The organism is Pyxidicoccus caerfyrddinensis, assembly GCF_010894405.1.
Lineage (GTDB): Bacteria > Myxococcota > Myxococcia > Myxococcales > Myxococcaceae > Myxococcus > Myxococcus caerfyrddinensis.
The window spans coordinates 117184-135303 of the sequence record NZ_JAAIYA010000003.1; the positions used below are offsets into that span (position 1 = coordinate 117184).

At 71.0% G+C, this 18120-nt stretch carries 13 protein-coding genes; 4 read left to right on the plus strand and 9 right to left on the minus strand.

Annotated features, from left to right (window positions below; genetic code table 11):
• Nucleotides 1-3: 3 nt before the first annotated feature.
• From G4D86_RS07585 to G4D86_RS07615, 7 genes are all read right to left on the minus strand, one after another.
• Nucleotides 4-774, minus strand: coding sequence for a lysophospholipid acyltransferase family protein (locus tag G4D86_RS07585; protein ID WP_163991075.1), 771 nt, complete (start codon nucleotides 772-774; stop codon nucleotides 4-6).
• Entirely contained in the window at nucleotides 771-1739 is a 969-nt protein-coding gene (locus G4D86_RS07590; protein ID WP_163991077.1) for a 3-oxoacyl-ACP synthase III family protein, read from the minus strand. The genes G4D86_RS07585 and G4D86_RS07590 overlap by 4 nt, the downstream gene beginning before the upstream one ends.
• A complete protein-coding gene (locus tag G4D86_RS07595) occupies nucleotides 1736-3649 on the minus strand; it encodes a cyclic nucleotide-binding and patatin-like phospholipase domain-containing protein (RefSeq protein WP_163991079.1) in 1914 nt (637 codons plus the stop codon). Before G4D86_RS07595 ends, G4D86_RS07590 begins: the two co-directional genes overlap by 4 nt.
• 279 nt (nucleotides 3650-3928) lie before the next feature.
• Complete coding sequence (locus tag G4D86_RS07600) at nucleotides 3929-7090, minus strand: efflux RND transporter permease subunit (RefSeq protein WP_163991081.1); 3162 nt, start codon at nucleotides 7088-7090, stop codon at nucleotides 3929-3931.
• A gap of 9 nt (nucleotides 7091-7099) precedes the next feature.
• Nucleotides 7100-8284 carry an efflux RND transporter periplasmic adaptor subunit gene (locus G4D86_RS07605; RefSeq protein ID WP_163991082.1) on the minus strand — a complete coding sequence of 395 codons (1185 nt, stop codon included), beginning with the start codon at nucleotides 8282-8284 and terminating at the stop codon, nucleotides 7100-7102.
• Nucleotides 8272-9807: a TolC family protein gene (locus tag G4D86_RS07610; protein ID WP_163991084.1), complete on the minus strand. Its 1536-nt coding sequence runs from the start codon at nucleotides 9805-9807 to the stop codon at nucleotides 8272-8274. Before G4D86_RS07610 ends, G4D86_RS07605 begins: the two co-directional genes overlap by 13 nt.
• 226 nt (nucleotides 9808-10033) lie before the next feature.
• Nucleotides 10034-12103, minus strand: coding sequence for a HEAT repeat domain-containing protein (locus G4D86_RS07615; RefSeq protein ID WP_163991086.1), 2070 nt, complete (start codon nucleotides 12101-12103; stop codon nucleotides 10034-10036).
• A 141-nt stretch (nucleotides 12104-12244) separates the two neighbouring features.
• Here G4D86_RS07615 and G4D86_RS07620 point away from each other — a divergent pair, with 141 nt between their 5' ends.
• The 3 genes from G4D86_RS07620 to G4D86_RS07630 all read left to right on the plus strand — a co-directional run bounded on the left by G4D86_RS07620 (nucleotide 12245) and on the right by G4D86_RS07630 (nucleotide 13867).
• On the plus strand, nucleotides 12245-12625 hold the full coding sequence (locus G4D86_RS07620) for a hypothetical protein (RefSeq protein ID WP_163991089.1): 381 nt from the start codon (nucleotides 12245-12247) through the stop codon (nucleotides 12623-12625).
• Between the two features lie 24 nt (nucleotides 12626-12649).
• A complete protein-coding gene (locus G4D86_RS07625) occupies nucleotides 12650-12817 on the plus strand; it encodes a hypothetical protein (RefSeq protein WP_163991091.1) in 168 nt (55 codons plus the stop codon).
• 99 nt (nucleotides 12818-12916) lie between these two features.
• Nucleotides 12917-13867, plus strand: a complete 951-nt coding sequence (locus tag G4D86_RS07630; protein ID WP_163991092.1) for an oxidoreductase — start codon at nucleotides 12917-12919, stop codon at nucleotides 13865-13867.
• On the opposite strand, the gene G4D86_RS07635 is transcribed toward G4D86_RS07630, so the two are convergent.
• Both G4D86_RS07635 and G4D86_RS07640 read right to left on the minus strand, forming a co-directional pair.
• Entirely contained in the window at nucleotides 13857-14705 is an 849-nt protein-coding gene (locus tag G4D86_RS07635) for a helix-turn-helix transcriptional regulator (RefSeq protein WP_163991094.1), read from the minus strand. The genes G4D86_RS07630 and G4D86_RS07635 overlap by 11 nt on opposite strands.
• 117 nt (nucleotides 14706-14822) lie before the next feature.
• Nucleotides 14823-16595 (minus strand): M4 family metallopeptidase, encoded by a 1773-nt coding sequence (locus G4D86_RS07640; RefSeq protein ID WP_240360109.1) that lies wholly within the window; start codon nucleotides 16593-16595, stop codon nucleotides 14823-14825.
• Nucleotides 16596-16853: 258 nt separating this feature from the next.
• On the opposite strand from G4D86_RS07640, the gene G4D86_RS07645 reads away from it, so the two are divergent.
• Nucleotides 16854-18089: an AAA family ATPase gene (locus G4D86_RS07645; RefSeq protein ID WP_163991098.1), complete on the plus strand. Its 1236-nt coding sequence runs from the start codon at nucleotides 16854-16856 to the stop codon at nucleotides 18087-18089.
• The last annotated feature ends 31 nt before the right edge of the window (nucleotides 18090-18120 follow it).

Below are 18120 nucleotides of genomic sequence, written 5' to 3' on the forward strand. Positions count from 1 at the left end.
CCTCTACCTTCCCAGGCCCCTGCCGCGCTCCGCCGGCCGCTCGCGCGCACTATCCAGCAACGACTGCACCGCACCCGCCACCTCGTGGTGTGCCGCCAGCAGCGCGGCCCTGTCGCCCGCGTCGAAGCCGGGCTCCAGGTGGCGCGTCAACGGCTCGCCCACCCACTGCGTCATCTTCACGGGGAAGGGCAGGGAGAAGGGCCACACGCCCGTCGCGCCCACGCCCAGCCACAACGGCAGCCGTGCCGGCATCCCCACCCGCCGTCCTAACGCATAGCCGTCGTTGAGGCCCAGGTACGCATCGTCCATGCCGCTTCCACCCACGGGGACAATCGGCAGCCGGTAGCGCACCGCCAGCCGCAGGTAGCCCAGCCGCTCGCCCCAGTCCACGCGGTAGCGATTGCGGAAGCTCCGGCAGCCCTCGCGCGTGCCCCCGGGCTGCAGCAGCACGTGCTCGCCGCGCGCCACCGCCTCCGCCAGTCGCGGGTCATCCCCGGTGACGAAGCCCAGTCCGTCCGCCACCGCGCGCATGCCGGGAAGCCGGTCGAAGGCGCCGTGGGCCACGCCGTGCGGCAGGTAGCCCAGGCGCTCGTGCAGCGTCACCGTCAGCATGCACAGGTCCACCGCCAGGGGGCGCCCGTGGTAGCCGACGATGAGCTTCGCGCCGGGGCGCAAGAGCGGCTCCAGGTTCACGACCTCGTAGCGGTGGTAGCGGCGGAGCAGCCGGAAGGTGGCCAGCCACGTGGCCAGCGGCAGGCCGCCCGCGCGCTTCATCCGCCCACCCGGTACAGCACCGCGCCGTGCGCCACGCCCGCGCCCACGCCCACCAGCAGAATCCTGTCCCCGGGCTTCACCGGCCGCGTGCGCAGGAGCCTGTCCAGCCCCACGCCCAGCGACGCCGAGCCCACGCTGCCCACCGTGTCCACCACGCGCACGCTCCGCTCCAGCGTCACGTCCATGGCCCCGAGGATGGCCTCCAGCATGCTCCCGTTGGGCTGGTGCGTGAGCACCCACTCCACGTCGCCCAGTGCGACGTTGGCTTCCGTCAGCACCGAGCGCGCGGCGCCCAGCAGCGCGTCCAGCGCCACGCGTGTCATCTCCTTGCTGGGCGTGAGGAAGCGCATCCGCTCCGGCTTGCCGGTGGCGTGCGGGTTCTCCAGCACCACGTCCGTGGGCAGCGTGCCGTCGTTGCCCAGGGCCACGCCCAGCACGCCCTCGCCGGGGCGCCCCGCGCCGAGCACCGCCGCGGCCGCCGCGTCGCCCAGCACCAGGTACGGACGCGGGTCCTCCGGCGTGGTGGTGCGCGACAGCAACTCCACCGAGACGATGCCCACCGGCCCCCAGCCCGTCGCCACCGAGCGCGCCGCCAGGTCAAAGGCGCTCAAGAAACCCATGCACGCGTTGCTCAGGTCCATGGCGTCACAGGTGCCGGCGAGCCCCAGCGCCGCCGCCACGCGGTTGGCGGTGGCGGGCGTGGTGACGTCGCCGCCCATGGAGGTGACGCAGAGGATGCGGCGCAGCGCCCGGGCCTCCAGCCCCGCCGCCTCCAGCGCGCCGCGCAGCGCGGTGGCCGCCACGTCCGCGGCCTTCGTGCCCGGCGGCGCGAAGTGCCGGGTGTGGATGCCCGTCTTCTTCTCCACCTCCGCGGCATCGCGGCCCACGCGCGCGCACAGCTCCGCCGTCGTCACGGCCGGGCCGGGGAGGACGTGCGCGGTGCCGAGGATGCGGACGGGAATCATGCCGCCCGCCTTCCGCCGGGGTGGGGCTCCTGGGGACAAGCGCGCGTCCTCACGCGGCACCAGAGCGCCTTCAGTTCCTCCAGCTTCTGGGCCAGCGCGCCGTCCGCTGCCGCGCGGTCGAGGATGTCCCGCGCGCGGGCGAAGTCCATGGCCGTGAGCAGCGGCAGCTCCGCCGAGGGGATGTCATAGCTGACGTCCGCCAGCAGCGACTCCGAGTCCCCGCTGCGGTGCAGCAGCAGCACGCCGCTGGCCACCAGGTCCAGCGCCCGCGACACCGGGTTGAGGCCCGCGAGGAAGCGGCCCAGCCCCGTGCGCGGCATGAAGGCCGAGTCGCGGACGCCGAAGGGGAAGATGTTGCTGGAGAAGATGAGGTCCGCGCCCGCGCCCAGCAGCACGTTGGCCGGCACCATGCTGGTGAAGGCGCCGTCCACGTACCGCGCGGGAGGCACCAGCGTGGGGGCGAAGACGCCGGGCGCCGAGCCGCTGGCGCGCACGCCCATCGCCACCGGGCCGTGCTCCAGTGCCACGCAGTGCCCGCTCGTCAGGTCCGTCGCCACCGGCAGGAAGCGGATGGACAGCTCCTCCAGCGAGGTGTCCCCCAAGTCACTCCGCACGAAGCGCTCCAGCGAGTACGACGTCACCATCGCGCCCGTGGCGGCCAGCGAGAGCTGGCGATTCACCGCGCGCTCCTCCAGGCGCAACAGCCCCTCCAGTCCGCTCTTCCCGTCCAGCGCGCTGCCGCAGAAGTACGCGCCCACCAGCGAGCCCATGCTGGCGCTGCTGATGAGGTCGATGGGGATGCCCTGGCCCACCAGCCAGCGCAGGATGAACACGTGGTAGAAACCCCACACGCCGCCGCCGCTGAGCGCCAGCCCCACGCGCCGGTGGCTGATGGCCCGCGCCCAGCGCGACAGTGCGTCCTGCTCCGCGTCGCTCAACTCCACGTCCTCCAGGGGGCGCTCGCCCACGGGCAGCCGCACCAGCCGCTTCAGCCCCAGCCGCAGCCAGCACGCCGGCAGCACGCGCGTGTCCACGGACAGCTCTGTGTCCCGAGGCAGTCCGCCCAGCGCCGCGCCCCGGGACGGGTGCTCGGGGTCGATGACCACCGTGGGCAGCACGCGGTGCCCCGGCGTCAGCGGAGGCCGCGCGTGCAGCGGGCCGGGGACCAGCCGCACCGTCTTTCCCGGCAGTGATGTGTCCGTGACGCGGCAGCCGTCCAGGAAGACGTAGTGCGCGTCATGCTCTCGCGCAACTCGCTGGAGCATGTCCGCATCCACCTGGCCGGGGACTCCCGGTGCGGGTGCGCAGGCGCGGAGCACGCCGTCCGCGCCCATGGAAACCCCGGTGGCCGGGCCCTCCGCGCGCAGCACCAGCACCCGGTCCCCGAAGTCCCGGACGAGCACCTTCGCCACCAGCGCGATGAGCGTGGACAGCGGCGCGCCCGGCACGTCGCTCTCGAAGGCCACCACCTCCGCGCTGGCGTGCAGCGGCTCCTTCCTGGACGGGCCCGCCGCGCGGAGGCCCTGGCCCTGTCGCGGCTCCGCGCGGGCCCGCACCAGCTCCCAGACGGCGTCCCGGGGAAAGAAGAGGCCGTGCGAGTCGGAGGTCGCCCGCGCGGTGACGGCGTTCTTCCCGCCCATCAGCGCCTCCACGCCCAGCGGCGTGCCCGGCCGCAGCGTCAGCAGGTGCTCCCCACCCCGGCGCACGTCCAGCTCCCCGTCCAGCAGCAGGAAGAAGCCCTCCGCGTCCCGGTCCTCCTCACACACCACCGCGTCCTTCGCCCACCAGGCCTCCTGGCCCCGCTCCAGCAACTGCAGCAGCACGGTGTTGCTGGTGTGCCGGAGCGCTGGAGCACGCTTCAGGGCGTAGAGCCTTCGGCGCTGCACATCGAGGCGCGTGGAGTTTGCCATTGAGGCTTCAAAGAATAACAAAGCCTCTCTGGCAGCGGATACGGGTCGGAACGGCCCCGTGTCTATTTTTGCATCGGTATTGCTTGTTTTGCTTGTTTCACGCGGACTCTGGCCGGCCGGGCCCGAAATCCTGTTCCTACTCGCGTGCATACCCGGGTCTCCGGAGCGCCGTGCGCGGGCCCGGGTGCCGGGCCGACGGCGCCAGATATAGCGGGCGCTCCGGTCCCCTCGAATACCTCTGCGTGGGTAGTGCATCCGGGCGCGGAGCCCGGAAGGGGCTCACGCGGACTGTGGCCCCGGGGTGTTTTCCGCTGGGGGCGGAGGGCGCGGCGGGTGGTGCCTTCGGACGCGTGAGCGCGCCGTCTCCACCAGCACGTACAGCACGGGGATGAAGATGAGATTGACGAAGGTGGACAGGAGCATGCCCCCGAAGACGGTGGTGCCCAATGACTTGCGCGCGGAGGCGCCCGCGCCGGAGGCGAGCATCAGCGGCACCACGCCCATGAGGAAGGCGAAGGACGTCATCAGGATGGGGCGCAGGCGCGTCTGCGCGGCGTGGATGGCGGAGTCCACCACGCTCCGGCCCTCGCCGCGCAATTGCTCGGCGAACTCGACGATGAGGATGGCGTTCTTGCTGGCCAGGCCCACCAACATGACGAGCCCCACCTGGCAGAACACGTCGTTCTGCAGGCCGCGCAGGTTCTGCAATGCGAGCGCGCCCAGCATGGCCACCGGCACGCCGAGGAGGATGACGGCGGGCAGGGCGAAGCTCTCGTACTGCGCGGACAGCACCAGGAACACGAAGACGACGCCCAGGCCGAAGATGAGCAGCACGCTGCTGCCCGCCTGCCGCTGCTCCTGGGACAGGCCCGTCCACTCGAAGGTGTAGCCCGCGGGCAGGGACGCGCGCGCCACCTTCTCCATGGCGTCCAGCGCCTGCCCGGTGCTGCGGCCCGGCGCCGCCTGGCCATTGAGGCCCGCCGAGCGGAAGAGGTTGTAGTGCTGGATGTTCTGCGCGCTGGTAATCGGCTTCACGCTCACGAGCGACTCCAGCGGCACCATCTGCCCCGACGCCGCGCGCACGTAGAGCGCGTTGATGTCCTTGGGCTCGTTGCGGAAGGGCACCGCCGCCTGCACGTAGACGCGGTACACGCGGCTGGCGAAGGTGAAGTCATTCACGTACTGGCTGCCCAGGTACACCTGCAGGGTGGAGAAGACGGCGTCCAGCGGCACCCCCAGCGCCAGCGCCTTCTCGCGGTCCACCTGCACGTCCAGGAGCGGCGTGCTGGCGGTGAACGAGGAGAAGACGCCCCGCAGGCCCGGGTCCAGGCTGGCGCGCCCCACCAGCGCATCCGTCGTCTGCGACAGCTCCGCCAGCGAGCGGCCGCCCTGCTGGTCCTCGAGGACGAACTCGAAGCCGCCCACGCTGCCCACGCCGCGGATGGCGGGTGGCTCGAAGGGGAGCACGCGCGCGCCGCCGATGCCCAGCAGCGGGCCGCGCAGCCGCTCCACGATGCCCGCCACGCTCTGCTCCCGTTTCGTGCGCTCGTCCCACGGGTGCAGGTTGATGAAGAGGGTGCCGTAGTTGGCGCCGGTGCCCAGCAGCGAGAAGCCGCCCACGGTGAAGATGTCCTGCACCTCCGGTTGTTTGCGCAGCACGCCTTCCGCCTGGAGGAGCACCTGGCGCGTGTAGTCCAGCGACGTGCCCTCCGGGCCCTGCACCGCGACGATGAGGTAGCCCTGGTCCTCGCCGGGGATGAAGCCCGCGGGCGTGAGGCGGTAGACGAACAAGGTGCCAGCGAGGCACACGACGAAGGCGATGGCCACCGGCCACTTCAGCGGCCCGGTGAGCCGCACCAGCAGCCCGCCGTACGCGTCGCGGAACTTCTCCAGCACCCGGTCGAACGCCCGGAACACCTTCCACTTCTGGCCCTCGTGCGCCTTGAGGAGCAGCGCGCACAGCGCGGGCGACAGCGTGAGGGCCACCAGCGCGGAGAGGCTGATGGAGAAGGCGAGGGTGAGCGCGAACTGCCGGTAGATGATGCCCGTGGTGCCGGGGAAGAAGGACACGGGGACGAACACGGAGGACAGCACGAGGGCAATGGCCACCAGCGCGCCGGCCACCTGCTTCATGCCCCGGTGGGTGGCCTCGCGGGCGTCCACGTTGTCCTGCTCCATGGTGCGCTCGACGTTCTCGATGACGATGATGGCGTCGTCCACCACGAGACCCGTGGCCAGGGTGAGGCCGAAGAGCGTCAGCGTGTTGATGGAGAAGCCGAACGCGCTGATGAAGAGGAAGGTGCCCACCAGCGACACCGGGAGCGTGGTGGCCACCACCAATACGCTGCGCCAGCCGTGCAGGAAGATGAACACCACCAGCACCACCAGGAGGATGGCCTCGCCCAACGTCTGGAGCACCTCTTCAATCGACGCCTGCACCGCGGCGGTGGTGTCGAAGGCGCGTTGGTACGCCATGCCCGGAGGGAAGTTCCCCTTGAGCCGCTCCAGCTCGGTGATGACGCCGTCGCGCACCTCCAGCGCGTTGGAGCCGGGGAGCTGGAAGATGCCCAGGCCCACGGCCTCGCGGCCGTTGAAGCGCAACATCTGCCCGTAGTTCTCCGCGCCCAGCTCCGCGCGGCCCACGTCCTTGAGCCGCACCAGCGAGCCGCCCTGCCCACGCTGCACGACGATTTCGCCGAACTGCTCCGCCGTGGTGAGCTGCCCCAGCACGCGCACGGTGAACTGGTACGTCTGGCCCGGAGGGGCGGGCGCCTGGCCCACCTGGCCCGCGCCCACCTGCACGTTCTGCGAGCGCAGGGCATTCACGACGTCCGTCGCCGCCAGCCCGCGCCGAGCCAGCTCCGTGGGGTCCAGCCACAGGCGCATGGCGAAGCGGCGCTCACCGAAGATGCGCACGTCGCCCACGCCCTTCACGCGCAGGAGCGCGTCGCGGATGAAGACATCCGCGTAGTTGCTGAGGAAGCCCGTGTCGTAGCGGCTCTCCCTGTCGAACAGGCCGAAGGCCATGAGCAGCTGCGTCTGGGCCTTGTTGACGGTGACGCCCAACGCGTTGACCTCGGTGGGCAGCTGCGCGGACGCGGTGGCCACGCGGTTCTGCACGTCCACCGCCGCGAGGTCCAGGTCGCGGCCCTGGTCGAAGGTGACGGTGATGCTGCTCTGCCCGGTGTTGCTGCTGGTGGAGGAGATGTAGCGCATCCCCTGCACGCCGTTGAGCTGGCGCTCCAACACGGTGGTGACGGCGCTCTCCACCGTCTCCGCGGACGCGCCGATATAGGTCGCCGTCACCTGCACCACGGGCAGCGACAGGTCCGGATACTGCTCGATGGAGAGCGAGGGGATGGAGATGGCCCCCACCAGCGTGATGATGATGGACACCACGCTGGAGAAGACGGGCCGGCGGATGAAGAAGTCCGTGAACATGCCGTCCCCTCACCGAGCCGGTGTCGAGCTGCCGCCCGCGCCCGTGGGCTGGGGTTTTCCGTCGCCGCTGCCGCCCACGCCGTGGGAAGCGTCCCCGGCGTCGGGCTTCACCGGCGTGGGCTGAATCGGCTGGCCGTCGCGCAGGAGCTGGATGCTGCTGACCACCACCTGCGTGCCGGCGTCCAGGCCACCCGTCACCTCGTAGGCATTGCCGGAGACCTGGCCCAGACTCACGGGGGCGCGCTGGGCCACCGTGCCGCCGTCGCCCTGGCCCACCACGTAGACGAAGGACTGGCTGCTGATGCGCGTCACCGCGAAGGTGGGCACCTGCAAGGCGTCACGTGTCTCGTACACCACGCTCGCCCGGACGAGCTGCCCGGCCCGCAGCCCCACCGTGTTCTCGACGGCGGCCTTCACCTCGACGAGCTGGGTGGCTGGGGAGGGCGTCGGCGCGACGAAGAAGACGGGCGCGGACACCACCACCTTGCCATCCGCGTCCAGCACCTCCACCGGCGTGCCGCCGACCTTGATGTCGCGGGCCCGCTCGACGGGCACCTGCACGGACACCTCCAGCGCGCGGCTCTGGTCCAGCTGGGTGAGCGGCGTCTGCTGCGTGACGAAGTCGCCCACCTTCACCGGGTAGTTGCCCACCACGCCCGCGAAGGGGGCGCTCACCCGGTAGAAGCCGAGCTGCACTTCCTGCACCTGCATTTCCGCCTCGATGGCGCGCGCGCTGGCCTCGGCCTGCTCGGCCTGCGCCACCGCCTGGTCATAGTCCTGCTGGCTCTGCAGTCCTTCCTTCAGGAGCTGCGCGCTGCGCCTGCGGGTGCTCTGGGCGAACTCGCGCTGGGCCTCGGCGGCGGCCTTCTGGGCCTGGGTGGCGCGCAGGCCGGCGCGCTGCTGGCGGGGGTCCACCACCAGGAGCACGTCGCCCTGCTTCACCCGGGTGCCGGGGCGGACGGGAATCTCCTGCACGTAGCCGGCGACCTGCGGGAAGACGGTGATGCTGCTGCGGGAGATGAGCGTGGCCACGTACTCGCTGGTGTCGCGCACCTGTCCCGGGGCCAGCGCCTGCACCTGGACGGGCATGGCCTTGCCCGCGCCGGCCTGGCCGCCCTGGGGGCCGTCCTCCGGTGAGCCCTTGCACGCCGCCAGGAGCATGAGCCCCGCGCTCCATGTCCTCACCACTCGCATGCCGCCTCCGCCAGGAATGCCTCGACTCGCGACTGCGCCAGCTCGAAGTCGCGGACCACCAGCGCCAGCTCCGCCTGCCGCAGCGCCGACGCGGCATCGATGAGCTCCAGGCTGGTGCCCGTCCCCACCTCGAAGCTGCGCCGGGTGAGGCGGTCGTTCTCCTCGGCCAGCACTCGCTCACGCGCGGCGATGTCGCGGGCCGCACTCGCCACGCCCACCCCGCGCCGCGCCTGCGCCACCTCCACCGAGACGTTGCGCTGCAACTCCACCACGTCCTGCCGGGCCACCTCCGCCTCGGCCCGCGTCTGCCGCAACCGGCCCCCGCGCGCGCCGCCTTCCCAGAAGGGCAGCACGAGGCTGGCGCCGACGTTCCACGCCGGCACCTCCGCGAAGCCGTCCTCCACCGTGAGGGCCACCGTGGTGCTGCTCAACGTCACCGTGGGCAGGTAGCTCCGCTTCACCTCCGTCACCTGCGACTCGGCCACGGTGAGCCGCGAGCGCGCCGCCGCGAGGTCCGGCCGGCTGTCCACGTCCGCCAGCCGCTGGCAGTCCTGCTTCGCGCTCTCGAGCAGCGTCTCGAGCTGGACGCCCCGCGCGAGCCCCACCGCGCTCGAGGTGCCCAGCGTCAGGCCGAGCGACTCCCGCGCCTGTCGCAATTGCTCGTCACCCGTCACCACCAGCGTGCGCGCGGACTCCGCGTCCTGCTGCGCGCGGACCACGTCGAGCCGGGTGCCCGCGCCCAGCTCCAGCCGGCGCTGGGTGAGGGCCAGCCGCTCCAGGGCGGTGCGCAGGTTGATGCGGTTGACCTCGGCCAGCCGCTCCCGGGCGGACACCGCCACCAGCGCCTGGGCGAGCGCGCCGGTGAGCTGGCGCCGTGTCTCGGCGAGGGACAGGGCCGCGGTGCGCCGGGACTCGTCAGCGGTGTGCAGCACGGCGATGGCCTGCAGGTCGAGCAGCGGCATGGATGCGGTCAGCGTCCCCACGACGGGTGGCGAGGTGGGCTTCAGGCTGTCGGTTCCGCCGCTGCTCACCCCACCGCTGATGCCCCCACTTCCGCCGCCGAGGAACGTCGTCGCCTCGGGGTTGAGCACGTTGTACTGGGTGGCCACGGTGCCAGTGAGGGTCGGCAGCAGGCCCGCGAGGGCGATGCGCCGCAGCCCCGCCGCCACCTCCACCTGGGCGAGCGCGGTGCGCAGGTCCGTGGAGCGCTGGCGCAACATGTCCAGCGCCTCCCGCCACGAGGACACCTGCATGGGCGCCGGGGGGATGGGCTCCAGCATCGGGTCCGACACCTGGAACTGCGCGGGTGGCGGCAGGTCCCCGGGCTGCGCCTCGGGAGCGGTGCGCGGAGGCCCCGCCTGGCCTCCCGGGCTCGCGGGTGCGCGCGGTGTGCCGGTGGGAGGAGGCGTGGCGGCCGCACCGGAGCTCGGCTGCCGCACGGCACCGGGGTCCGCCTGGGCAAGCAGGATGCCGGGCAGGACGCCGGAGCGGGAGAGCAGGACTGCCAGCAGCAGGGCATTCATGGGGGCGCGCCAGAGGTACGAGGAGCGCATCCCGGGGACCACGTCCCTACGGGCAACCCTGCGTCTGGTGGACAAATGAAGCGCGCGGGTTGCTCAGCAGTGGATGAAGCACGGGCTGGCAGGAGTCATGCCAGGGGAGTGATTCGCGACGGTGTTGCGAATGCAACGCCGCATCCGAGGCGGCGGGTCCCTCAGGGCCCGCGCCCGGTCATCGCCGTGGAGCCGCTCACTGTCCCTGGCGGAGCATGTTGAGCCGCTGCCTCGCGGCCTTGCTCTGCGGGTCGAAGCGCAGGGCCTCCTCCAGGCGCTCCTGGCCCTTCGGCGCCTGGCCCTGGACGACGTACAGGTCGGCCAGCCGCACGAGGGCCTCGGCGTTGTAGGGCTGGAGGTCCAGCGCGCGCTCGAACTCACGGATGGCGGTGGGCAGGTCCTTCCGGCGGACGGCGAGCTGGCCGAGCATGATGTGCGGCTGCACCAGCCCGGACGTCTCCGGCCGGGAGGCCAGGGACTCCAGCGTGGAGATGGCGCGCGGGTCTCCGAGGCTCGCCAGCGTCAGCGCCGCGGCCTGCCGTACCCAGAGGGAGGCATCCGCGAGCAGCGGCACCAGGTCATTCGCGGCCTCGCGCGCGCCTGCCGTTCCGAGCCCGTCGATGACGTCCGAGCGCAGCAGGCTGTCCGTGGTGCCCTTCAGCGCCGCGCGCAGGGCGGGCACGGCGTCGTGCCTGAAGCGGCGGGCCAGCAGCTTCGCGGCGACCCCGCGCAGCGAGGGCGCCTCCGCCGTGTCGGCGAGCACGGCCTCCAGCGAGGGGCGGCTGGTGGCGGCCGTCTTCTCGTCGAAGGCGTTGGCCAACGTCAGGCGGCGCTGCTGGCGCGTGGCGGCCTGGGGCCACCACTTCGTGAGCGCCTGCGACATGGCCGCGGGGGTCTCCTTGGCGTGGCAGGTGTTGCAGGCGTTGGGGATGTCGTGGCGGGCGGTGTTGTCCGGGGCGGGCACGTCGATGGCGTGGTCGGCGAACTTGTCGAGCACGCCGGAGACGACAGCCGGCATGTGGCAGGACAGGCAGTCATTGGCGGCGCGGGCGGAGTGGTGCGTGTGGGCCTTGCCCTGCGCGAAGACGTCCTCGTGGCACTGCTGGCAGGTGGAGGCGCTGGCGGAGACGTGGGCGGGAGTCTTGGCCGGCTTCGGTATCTCGAGCTCGTTGGCGCCGTGCGGCTCGTGGGGGGCGGTGTGGCAGGTGAGGCAGGTGGCGCCGCCCTGGAGGTGGCAGCGGGACTGGAGGAGGGCCTGGTACTCGAAGCTGGAGGTGCTGGGGCGGCCGTCGGTGAAGTAGTCGCCGGAGCGCTCGTTGCCGACGAGGAGGACGATGGGTTGGTAGTAGTCGTCGTAGCGCTGGCCGGGCTGGAAGCGGTGGGCGCCGTCGAGGATGGGGAACAGCGGGCGGCGCGGCCCGTGGCACTGCGCGCACACGGCCATGGCCTGCGCGTTGGAGAGCTTCGCGGGCTGGACGATGTCCTTCGGGTCCTGCGTGTCGGCGTGGCGGGCGCCGGGGCCGTGGCAGCTCTCGCAGGCGACGCCGGCGTCTGTGAAGCGCGTGTCCCAGGTGTGCGAGGCGCGGTCATAGCTCGCGTCGAGCCCGGTGACGTGACAGTCGAGACAGGCGTGCTGGGCGCTGCGGCGGAAGTTGGCCCAGAAGAAGGGGTGGTCCGGGGTGAGGGCGCCCTGCTTGGTCTCCGAGTAGTCCACCCACTCGCCCTTGCCGGTGACGTGGAAGTAGATGGGCAGCACCTGCCAGCGGCCGTCGGGGAGCATGGTGACGGGGTCCTGCATGCGCTTGCCGCCGACGACCCACTGCACGGGGAACTCGGCGAGCTGGCCGTCCGCACCGCGGGTGCGCATGAGGTGTTTCTCGGCGTCGCGGCGCATCCACGCCTCGCTGGAGTCGCCCTTGAAGTGCGTGTTGCGGAAGTTGCCGACGACGAACTTCGACGTGGCGGGGGAGAGCGCGCGGGAGTGCCAGTCCTTGCGCCACGCGGCGTGCTCGTCCTCGTGGCACTCGCTGCAGGCCTCGGAGCCGGCGTAGGCGCCCACGGGAGGGTGGGAGTCCTTCACCGGAGCGGGCGCGGGGCTCGCGGGGGCGCTCGCCGTGACGGTGGGCGCGGGTGCGGGCGCGGCGGCGACGGGAGGGGAGGGAGGCACGGGCTCCGGGGAGGAGCGCACGGCGAAGGTGATTCCCGCGGCCGCACCGAGCACGGCGAGGACCACGAGGGCGAGCAGGGCGGGGCGAGAGGGGCGCATCGGAGGTGTTTAGGGATGCTGCCCCGGGGGGCGACGCGATACAAGGAGGGCTCATGTCCCGAGAGGCGAGCCTCATCCGGGTGGGAGAGGCCCGTTCCAATGCGGTGAAGTGGACTGGAGTCACGCGTCAGGGGGATCTCGATGGGCGCTGATTACGATGACGACGTCAGGGGCATCATCAAGGTGCGGTTTCCGGAGGCGAAGCGGCTCCCAGGCGGTGGGTGGGGACAGAGATGGCGCATTGAAACGGGTGTGGATGTCCCCATGACAGGCGATGCGCTTGGGGCGGCCGAGAAGGCCATGGCCCAGGAAGATTTTGAGGTGAGGATTGACATAGTCGGCCACCGGACCGTGGACCTGCTGGTGACGACCCGCGAAGACTCGAAACAGGGTCGATTCCTGTATGCAATCTACAATGCCTTGCGCATCTTTGATCAGGGCGTGGCCTCTATTCTTTCAGTTGAAGGGCAGCCACGTGAGCACTGGACACCGTTGCGAGACTGGACGGCTTCACGGAGTTGATTTCGTTCACTGGCGGCCCGTCGAATGATGATGCTCATCCTCGTGTCGGCGCTCGTCTCCCTCTTGGGGCTGGTGCTCTGGTTTTCCTGGGGAACAGGCTTGCTGAGGCGATTCGTCGCAGTGGTCCTGCTGTTTGGCGGGGTCGGGACACTCCTGAGCGTCGTGTACTTCGAGTACTTTCACGGCCGTTAGCGCGTTGAGTCCGAAGTCACGTGGGCTCATCCTGGTGGTCCGGGTCATAGGATGAATTCACGCCCTTTTCTGGTCGCCGCGAGCCGCTAGTTATGGGCCATGACCACGAAACAAGAGCCCCTGAATTCTGGCTATGGCGCGCGGACGACGGCGCGTGAGGTACTTGGCAACCGCAGGCTCGATGGAGCCCTCGCCGTGGTGACGGGCGGGTATGCGGGCGTCGGGCTGGAGACCACGCGCGCGCTCGCTGCCGCCGGTGCGACGGTGGTCGTCCCCGCGCGAACGCTCGACAAGGCACGCACCGCATTGGCGGGCCTGGAGCGCGTGGAGCTGGAGCACTTGGACCTGAGCGAGCCGGCGTCGATTGACGCATTCGCCGCGCGCTTCCTGGCGTCCGGCCGCCCCGTCCACATGCTCGTGAACAACGCCGGCATCATGGCGACTCCGCTCGTGAGGGATGCGCGCGGGTTCGAGTCCCAGCTCGCGACCAACCACCTCGGGCACTTCCAGCTCACGGCGCGCCTCTGGCCCGCGCTGCGAAGGGCCCACGGTGCACGCGTGGTCTCCCTGTCGTCACGGGGGCACAGGCGCGCCGCCATCGACTTCGAGGACCCGCACTTCGAGCGGCGCCCCTACGACAAGTGGGTTGCCTACGGCCAGTCGAAGACGGCGAACGCGCTCTTCGCGCTCGCGCTCGACGCACGGGGCGAGCCGCACCGCATCCGTGCGTTCTCCGTCCACCCTGGGGCCATCATGACGGAGCTGGTGCGGTGGATGTCCGACGAGGAGTTGCACGCCATCCGCTCCGCGAACGCAGCGGACTTCTACAAGAACACCGAGCAGGGCGCGGCGACGAGCGTCTGGTGCGCCACGAGCCCCCAGCTCGAAGGACTCGGCGGCGTCTATTGCGAGGACGTGGACATCGCCCAGGCCGTGCCCGCCGATTTTCCCGAGCAACGCGGTGTGAGGCCGTGGGCGATGGACCCGGACCTGGCCGAGCGCCTGTGGACGAAGAGCGAGGAATGGACCGGCGTGACGCTCACCGCGTGACGCGCCGGAACAGCTTCCGTGCGCGCGTCGTGCTCGCCCCGGGCCGTGGCGAGTAGAGCGTGACACGGAGCTGGTGACCGTCGGGCTCCGAGTGCGTGAGCGCGACGTGCTCGAACTCGATGACGCCCAGGCCCGGATGGTCGATGACCTTCAGGCCCTCCGGCCCTTCGACCACGTCGTGCTCACCCCAGAAGCGCGCGAACTCCGGGCTGACGCTCGCCAGCTCCTCGACGAGCGCATCGAACTCCGTCCGGTCGGCGGCGCGCGCGGCGTCGAGGCGGAAGCCCGCCACGGCCCTGCGCGCATCCGCTTCCCATCCCGGCATGCGTGCGCGCCGGTCCGGGTTCATGAACAGCGACCACAGCCCGTTGCGCCGCTCCGGGGGCAGGAGGCCGAAGTCTCCGTAGAGGATGACCGCCGGTGCGTTCCAGGCGAGCACGTCCCACCGCCGTGTCGAGACCAGGGCCGGAAACGGGTAGTCGTCGATGACGCGCTGAAGGGCATCACTGACCCTGGCGGGAGCGATGGCGGGACGCGCCGCCGGTCGCCCGTGCGCCAGCTCGAACAGGTGCGCCCGCTCCGTCGGCGTCAGGTGGAGCGCCCGTGCGAGGCGCTCGAGCAGCGGCTCCGACACGTGGATGTCCCGGCCCTGCTCCAGCCACGTGTACCAACTCACCCCCACGTCCGCGAGGCGGGCGACCTCCTCGCGACGCAGGCCCGGCGTGCGCCGCCGGGTGCCGGCCGGCAGGCCCACCTCCGCCGGACGAACGCGCGCACGACGGGTGCGCAGGAACTGCGCGAGCTCGGCGCGCCGTGGAATGCGTGGCGTACTCGTCACGAGGCCGCACGTTACGTGAGCGTCGAAGGGGGCACCACGCCCACTCCCAAAAGACAACCGGCGCGGCCGCCAGGAATGGCAGCCGCGCCGGCATTTGAAACACAGGCCTACCGCGAACTACTGACCGGAGCTCACCGTGTAGGTGACGCCGGAGTAGGCCGTGTAGCCCTTGATGAGGACGTAGTAGGTGCCCTGCTTCGCGCCGTTGATGGTGCAGGTCTCCGTGGCGGTGGCGCTCCCCGAGATGCAGTCGTAGCTCGTGGTGGTGGGGGCGCTGCCGAACTTCACGTACATGTCCGCGTCACCCGTGCCGCCCGTCGTCGCGAACTTCATCGCCGTCGCGCCGGCCGGCGTGACGTGCGTGTAGGTCTTGCTGCTGCTCTTCGCGCCGGACAGGTTGCTCACCGTGGAAATGACCGTCCAGGTCGGCGGAGGAGCCACGCCCACCGCCGTCCAGCCCGCGTTCACCGAGGCCGCCGCGGTCGCGCCGTACAGGTCCTGCGCCGCCTGCGCCGTGGCGCCGCGCGCGTCGGAGAAGGTGCTGCCCGGGGTCAGGTACACCGTGTTCGCACGGTAGAAGATGGCCGCGCCCTTCATGATGCTCGTGAAGCCGTCCGCGTCGAGCGCCGGCACCACGGTGGTCGTCTTGCCGCGCGGGTGCGTGCCACCCGTCACCATCAGCTTGAACGCCAGGTTGGCGATACCCGAGTTCCAGTGCACGCCACCGTTGTCCGAAGTGCCGGTGTAACGCGTGGGGTAGTAGTCATAGTCGCCCGCGATGGCCGGGTCGTTCATGTAGCGGAGCGCGTCGCCCGCGGTCGCCGGGGTCCAGCACTCCTCGCCAATCTTCCAGGTGTTGGCCGTGACAGCGCCATCCCGGAACGCCTCGATGGAGGAGCCGAAGATGTCGGACATCGCCTCGTTGAGGGCGCCGGACTCACCCTGGTAGATGAGCTCGGACGAGGTGTCGGTGACGGCGTGGGTCAGCTCGTGGCCCACCACGTCCAGCACCGTCAGCGGGCCGGACTGCGAGCCGTCGCCGTCGCCGTAGACCATCTGCGTCCCGTTCCAGAACGCGTTCACGTAGTTGCGGCTGTAGTGCACCGACGAGATGAGGTTCGTCCCCAGGCCGTCGAAGCTGTCACGCCCGAACTTGCTGAAGTAGAAGTCGTACGTGAAGCCTGCGTTGTCGTGCGCCGCGTTCAGCGTCGCGTCGCTCGTGGGCGCCGTGGTCTCGCTGCGCACCAGCGTGCCGGGCAGCGTCGTCCGGTTGTTGGCGGTGTACGTCTTGCGGTTGCGCTGCGTCTTGATGTTGTCGAACGACAGCGCCGTCTCGCCGGTGTGCGCGTCGACGAACACGTTCGGCATCGCCGGCTCACCTTCGGCCGACACCGTCTCCAGCTGCACCCGCCACGTCAGCCGGGCACCCTTGCCGATGCTGTTGGGGAGGATCTGGAGGTCCGCCTTCGGCGCGCCCACCAGGACGCTCCCGGCGGCCATCTGCGCGACGGCGGCCTGGATGGCCCGGCTCGACCCGATGCTCGGGCGGACGTCGATCTTCAGGTCGCGCGCCAGCCGGTCGGTGATGGAGGAGAGGGTGCCGTCCTCCTTCAGGTGGACGATGGCCTGGGCCCCGAAGACGGGCACGCCGTTGATGCTCTGCGTCACGCGCTCGTGGGCCTTGCCACCGCGCTCCGACAGGGTGCGCTTGGCGGCCAGCTCGCCCGTACCACCAAGGAATTCAGGCTGTTGCACCTGCACCTGACGCAGGCCCTGGCCCGTCTGGCCAAGGGTCTGCAGGTCCTGCGGAGACTGCGTGTCGGCGTCCAGGGTCTCGACGCCGCAAGCACTTCCGAGGAGCAGAGGGAGGATGGAAACAAAACGAGTCATGCGCATGAAGGACTTCCTCCAGATCGGCCAGGTGGCCGAGCGCTACCCTTCTCACGAAATGAAAAGTTCAGTCAAACTGTATAAGTGTAACTCACTTGCATCTTGGGAACCTGAGTGATTCCGGTTATTTAGGTTCGGAATATTTGACTCCCAGTTAATTCTTGTTTTCGCGGCGTGGGAGCAGGCGAGTTCGGACGGGCCTGGCGTCCGGCTTCCTCGGGTTGACGCTGGCGGCGGGCGAGAGGAGCCTCCGGGCCGATGCTCAAGCTCCAGTGGCTCCAGGTCCACCAGTTCCGCTCCGTGCAGCCCGGGACGCGGCTGTCGTTCAGCCCGTCCCTCAACGTGCTCCTGGGAGAGAACGGCACCGGGAAGACGATGCTGCTGGAGCTGGTCGCCGCCGTCGCCAGCTCCGACTTCAGCGCGCTGCGGACGGAGGCGTTCGACCTCGAATACGAGCTGACGTCCGACACCGGCCGCATCACCGTGCGCGTGCGCAACGAGCCGGGAGACAGCGGCACCGGGCTCGTCATGGACCTGGTCGTCGCGCCGGGGGACATGGCGTGGCCGCTCGTCATCCACCGTGAGGGACAGCAGGTCACCGTCTCCCGCCAGGACGACACCTCGGACATCGTCCACGAGCGCATCGCCCCCGAGGTGGGGGGGCGGCTGTGGCTGGTCCTCATGTCCGGCGGCATCGCCTGGGTGGAGAAGACGGGCGAGGGCGCCGCCGCCGTGGAGCCGCTGCTCGCCATGGCCCGCGAGGTGTCCGCCCAGGCGGGCCTGGGCCGCTTCGACGAGGGGCTCGGCTACTTCGACCAGCTCTACCAGGTGGAGCTGCGCCTCTCGCGCCGCGCGGAAGGGGTGCTCGCCACCGGCACCGGGCTCGCGTCGGAGGACCTGCTGGACGGGCTGCGCAAGGTGGCCGCCGCGCAGTGGGGCTCCGCCCGGTACGTGCTCCCCTCCGAGTGCATCCCCTTCCTCCGCGACGCCGCGCGGCTGCTCGGCTTCGCCTCCGCCGAGGCGCTCCTGGCCCCGCTGGAGTCCCAACCCCAGGGCCGGTACGAGACGCTGTCGCTCGGACATCTGGAGCTGGTCTTCACCGGGCCGGGTGGGCGGCGCGTCTCCGTGCGGGAGCTGGGCTACGGCCAGAAGCGCCTCGTGGCCTTCCTGCACTACCTCGCCCATGCGCGCGCCGTGGTGGTGGCCGACGAGCTGGCCCACGCCCTCCACCCCCGGCAGCTCCGCGCCGGCCTCGAGCAGCTCGGCGCCCGGCAGTCCTTCCTCACCAGCCAGAGCCCGCTCCTGCTCGACAGCCTCAACTTCGACTCGGCCGAGCACGTGCGCGATACCTTCGTGCGCTGCCGCCGAGAGGACGGCACTGGCGTCCTCGTCTGGGAGGACCTGTCCCCCGAGGCCGCCGAGGACTTCTTCACCGCGTACCGCGCCGCCCCCCAGCGCGTGGGAGAGCTGCTCCAGGCGCGGGGGCTCTGGTAGCGCCGCCAGGCGCGGGGCTCTGGTAGCGCCG

Bases quoted from the DNA above. Each gene is read 5' to 3' on its own strand.
- G4D86_RS07585 (WP_163991075.1), bottom strand. From the start codon at position 774: ATGAAGCGCGCGGGCGGCCTGCCGCTGGCCACGTGGCTGGCCACCTTC.
- G4D86_RS07590 (WP_163991077.1), bottom strand. From the start codon at position 1,739: ATGATTCCCGTCCGCATCCTCGGCACCGCGCACGTCCTCCCCGGCCCG.
- G4D86_RS07595 (WP_163991079.1), bottom strand. From the start codon at position 3,649: ATGGCAAACTCCACGCGCCTCGATGTGCAGCGCCGAAGGCTCTACGCC.
- G4D86_RS07600 (WP_163991081.1), bottom strand. From the start codon at position 7,090: ATGTTCACGGACTTCTTCATCCGCCGGCCCGTCTTCTCCAGCGTGGTG.
- G4D86_RS07605 (WP_163991082.1), bottom strand. From the start codon at position 8,284: ATGCGAGTGGTGAGGACATGGAGCGCGGGGCTCATGCTCCTGGCGGCG.
- G4D86_RS07610 (WP_163991084.1), bottom strand. From the start codon at position 9,807: ATGAATGCCCTGCTGCTGGCAGTCCTGCTCTCCCGCTCCGGCGTCCTG.
- G4D86_RS07615 (WP_163991086.1), bottom strand. From the start codon at position 12,103: ATGCGCCCCTCTCGCCCCGCCCTGCTCGCCCTCGTGGTCCTCGCCGTG.
- G4D86_RS07620 (WP_163991089.1), top strand. From the start codon at position 12,245: ATGGGCGCTGATTACGATGACGACGTCAGGGGCATCATCAAGGTGCGG.
- G4D86_RS07625 (WP_163991091.1), top strand. From the start codon at position 12,650: ATGATGATGCTCATCCTCGTGTCGGCGCTCGTCTCCCTCTTGGGGCTG.
- G4D86_RS07630 (WP_163991092.1), top strand. From the start codon at position 12,917: ATGACCACGAAACAAGAGCCCCTGAATTCTGGCTATGGCGCGCGGACG.
- G4D86_RS07640 (WP_240360109.1), bottom strand. From the start codon at position 16,595: ATGACTCGTTTTGTTTCCATCCTCCCTCTGCTCCTCGGAAGTGCTTGC.
- G4D86_RS07645 (WP_163991098.1), top strand. From the start codon at position 16,854: ATGCTCAAGCTCCAGTGGCTCCAGGTCCACCAGTTCCGCTCCGTGCAG.